This window comes from Deltaproteobacteria bacterium (assembly GCA_016874775.1).
In the GTDB taxonomy this organism is placed as follows: domain Bacteria; phylum Desulfobacterota; class Binatia; order Bin18; family Bin18; genus VGTJ01.
The window spans coordinates 1-3,195 of sequence record VGTJ01000323.1 but is presented as its reverse complement, the minus strand read 5'-3'; the positions used below and the strand labels follow the sequence as shown (position 1 = coordinate 3,195).

Annotated in this window: 4 protein-coding genes; 3 read left to right on the top strand and 1 reads right to left on the bottom strand. The window is 54.6% G+C overall.

What is annotated here, in order from left to right; genetic code table 11:
* Window positions 1-155: 155 nt before the first annotated feature.
* Entirely contained in the window at window positions 156-935 is a 780-nt protein-coding gene (gene blaOXA, locus FJ147_28045) for a class D beta-lactamase (protein MBM4259735.1), read from the top strand.
* Window positions 936-979: 44 nt separating this feature from the next.
* Here the strand turns inward: blaOXA and FJ147_28040 are convergent, their stop codons facing one another.
* The gene (locus FJ147_28040; GenBank protein ID MBM4259734.1) at window positions 980-1,909 is read right to left on the bottom strand and encodes an SMP-30/gluconolactonase/LRE family protein; all 930 of its coding nucleotides are present in this window, start codon (window positions 1,907-1,909) and stop codon (window positions 980-982) included.
* A 407-nt stretch (window positions 1,910-2,316) separates the two neighbouring features.
* Between FJ147_28040 and FJ147_28035 the strand changes: the two genes are divergently transcribed.
* Complete coding sequence (locus FJ147_28035; GenBank protein MBM4259733.1) at window positions 2,317-2,544, top strand: hypothetical protein; 228 nt, start codon at window positions 2,317-2,319, stop codon at window positions 2,542-2,544.
* Window positions 2,545-2,573: 29 nt separating this feature from the next.
* Entirely contained in the window at window positions 2,574-2,960 is a 387-nt protein-coding gene (locus tag FJ147_28030; GenBank protein ID MBM4259732.1) for a hypothetical protein, read from the top strand.
* Window positions 2,961-3,195: the final 235 nt, after the last annotated feature.

Here is a 3,195-nt window from a genome sequence, read left to right as displayed (position 1 = left end):
TTCCTGCCCCAGCGGACCTTCCTGGGAGGAGAACCTATGGGGTGCGTGACGGGCCTGCACGCCGGATCGCTCCGAAGCTTTTCGGGTCGCACGGCCAGCGGCCGTGGTTTCAGCTAGGAATGACAGCGCTGCCGGCGTCTGCTAAAGAGCAGTGCATGCACAAGGTTCTTTTGCTTATCCTATCGATCGTGTCTCTCTCCTCTGCTCATGCAGAAGACACAGACCTCGCGGCCCTCTTTGACAAAGAAGGATTGAACGGAACCATCGTCATTGCCTCGCTGGACGGCAGCCGCGAATTCATCCACAACGACGCTCGCGCCAACACCCGACTCGCTGTCGCTTCGACCTTCAAGATCTTCAACTCGCTGATCGCCCTGGAAGAAGGTGTCGTCACCAAAGATGAAGTTTTGCTGTGGGATGGCACGATGTACGAGGCCTTTCCAGATTGGAACCGCAACCACACGTTAGCCAGCGCTTTCAAGGCCTCCTGCGTTTGGTGTTACCAAGAGCTAGCGCGTCGTGTCGGTGCCCAAAAATATCCACCATATATCAAGCAAGCAGCCTACGGCGTGCTACGCGAGCCGTTTGAGGGCACAACTTTCTGGTTGGATGGGTCACTCACCATTAGTGCCAAAGAACAGATCGAGTTTCTGCGCAAAGTGATTGGTCGCTCGCTGCCCTTTAAGCCGTCGACCTACGAAACGCTACGCGAGATCATGGTCATGGAAAAAACACCCGAATATACCATTCGCGCCAAAACCGGCTGGGCCGTGCGAGTGTCACCGCAAGTTGGCTGGTATGTCGGCTACGTTGAGGCAGCCAATAATGAGGTATGGGTTTTCGCGACGAATATCGAGATGCGCAGCGAAAAAGATCTGCCTCTGCGACAGCAATTGACGAAGGCGAGTTTGCAAGTGAAGGGAATCATCAAATAGAGAAAGGAGGCGACCGAGGCGGTCGCCCTCCTAGGGGTAGGTTTTTACGCGGCGTAATGCAACCGCAGCCCAGGCCGCGGCCAGTCGACTGCCACGAGCTTGCCGACGCCGGACAAGGTCGCGTATGCAGTGCGCATATCCTTGCCACCGAAGCAGACATTGGTCGTTAGTGGATCAGGCAAAGCGACGTGGTCGATCTTTTTGCCATCTGGCGAAATCGCGGTAATGCCACCGTTGATGATGGTCGCGACACAGACATAGCCTTCGCTATCCACTGCCAGCGAATCTAACAGTTGGTATCCCGGCAAGCCAGCCAGCAAACTCGCGCCACCTGGACCTTGCAGCAGTGGTCCACCGACGCCTTTTTTCTGGGCAAGTTGTCCGGGACCAGTCACATCCCATTCCCAGACGCGGGCGGTCATGGTCTCAGCGACGTATAACTTTTTGTCACCAGGACCGAGGCCAATGCCGTTTGGTCCGTGCATCGGGAAGACCACCTCCTTGATGAACGAGCCGTCGGTCTTGGCGTAGAAAATGCCGGTGCGGTCTTGTGAGCGTTCGTAGACCTTACCGAAGTCAGTGAACCAAAAGCCGCCATTGCCATCGAAGACAATATCGTTTGGTCCTTTGAGATGGTGACCGTCACACTGTGTGTACAACGTTTCGACTTTACCAGTTGAGATATTCACCCGCTGAATGCTGCCACGGGTGTAGTTGTGTGGCGTATGACCGGGAACTGTGAGGCCGTCAATTTCCATCCAGTCAAAGCCACCGTCGTTACAGATATACACCATGCCATCAGGACCGAGCGCGGCACCGTTCGGCCCCCCACCAGTCTCAGCAATCACGTGCAGTGATCCATCCGGTTTCACGCGGGTCAATGTCCCGCGCTTAATTTCTACCAATAAGACACTGCCATCATCCATGGCAATCGGACCTTCTGGAAACTGTAGCCCTGAAGCAATCTCACGCACCTGTGTCATCGTGTCACTCCTTTTCTTTGCATATTGCGTTGCTCCCCTTGGTGACAGAAATTATTTCTCGAAACAAGGGTGCCCATGCGGTTTATCGTGATTTAGCTTAAATACAATTAAATTGCAAAAAGTATTGACAGGTAAAAGCAGATGACTTACAGTGCAGCCACGGTCAGGCGGAGAAAAGGAGTTGCAGACTGGCACCGCAGCCTCACTTTTCCTCTGCTATCGGGCAGCAGCGTCCCTCCTGTCGCTTGCTGCCCTACTTCTTATTTTGCTCCATGCGATTACAAGCGCTTTTCTTTTTGCCTTTGCTACAGTGGCCGTGCCTCCCATGACCGCACCCACGATCTATGCCTTAGCCAGCGTCATCGCTGTCAGTGGTATCTCGTTTAGAGGTATGAGCGATGACTCTCGAAGAACAAAAGCGCGTTGAGGATCGTGTTGCCCGTTTGCTTGCGGCCCTCACCATCGGCGAGAAAGCGATTCTGTATAAGACACTGTATGCCGAAGGGCTGAAGATTGGCGCATGTGACGCCATCATTCGCCAGGCTCCCGCCCCGCAAGTCGACGGAGGGAGCAAGACCGCCACGCTTTCCCAGCCGCTATGGCGACCAGCATCGAAGTTCCCGTAGGTCAAGGACTCAAGAAATAAGGAGTTACTATGTATCGTCTCGTTGCTATTGTTCTGTCGCTATTGTTGCCTCCCACGTGCGCGTGGGCTGCAAGCAGTAGCCACCTCGTGGTCGCTGACGCTCCGGCAGAGAAGCTCTATGTCTACCGTCTTCCTGACCTAGAATTAACAGGTGAATTCAGTGAGATTCGTCTTGCGGATGAAGTCGGCTTTGTTTCACTCAATGGCGAGCGGGTGCTGTTCGTTAACGAGTCTGGCAGCGGCCATAGTCACGATCATGACGAGGAAGCTGAAGCCAGTGAGGAAGAAGGAGAAGAAGCCGAAGGGAGCGAACTGATTGTGTTGAAGCTTAACCTGCAAGGGCAGCCAGCGATTATCGCGCGCGCTCCCATCATACCGAAACGATTATCTCATTGATTCTGAAGGGTGCAATTTCGTCATGCCCGCGAAGGCGGGCATCCAGGGGCGCGAAGCAGCAACCGATGCTTATGCCTCCTGGATTCCGGGTCTCACGTTGCTCACCCGGAATGACGTTGCACCTCGCTACTCCCTAAATAGAAACTCACTCGATGGAAAGTGCTAGGCGGCGAGGGGAAGCGCATACACCTGACGTTCCACCGGGAAGGACCGGCGTTTTTGCAGCCAAGCACAG

Excerpts from the sequence above, each read along its gene's own strand:
- blaOXA (MBM4259735.1), top strand. The coding sequence starts at position 156 with ATGCACAAGGTTCTTTTGCTTATCCTATCGATCGTGTCTCTCTCCTCT.
- FJ147_28030 (MBM4259732.1), top strand. The coding sequence starts at position 2,574 with ATGTATCGTCTCGTTGCTATTGTTCTGTCGCTATTGTTGCCTCCCACG.
- FJ147_28035 (MBM4259733.1), top strand. The coding sequence starts at position 2,317 with ATGACTCTCGAAGAACAAAAGCGCGTTGAGGATCGTGTTGCCCGTTTG.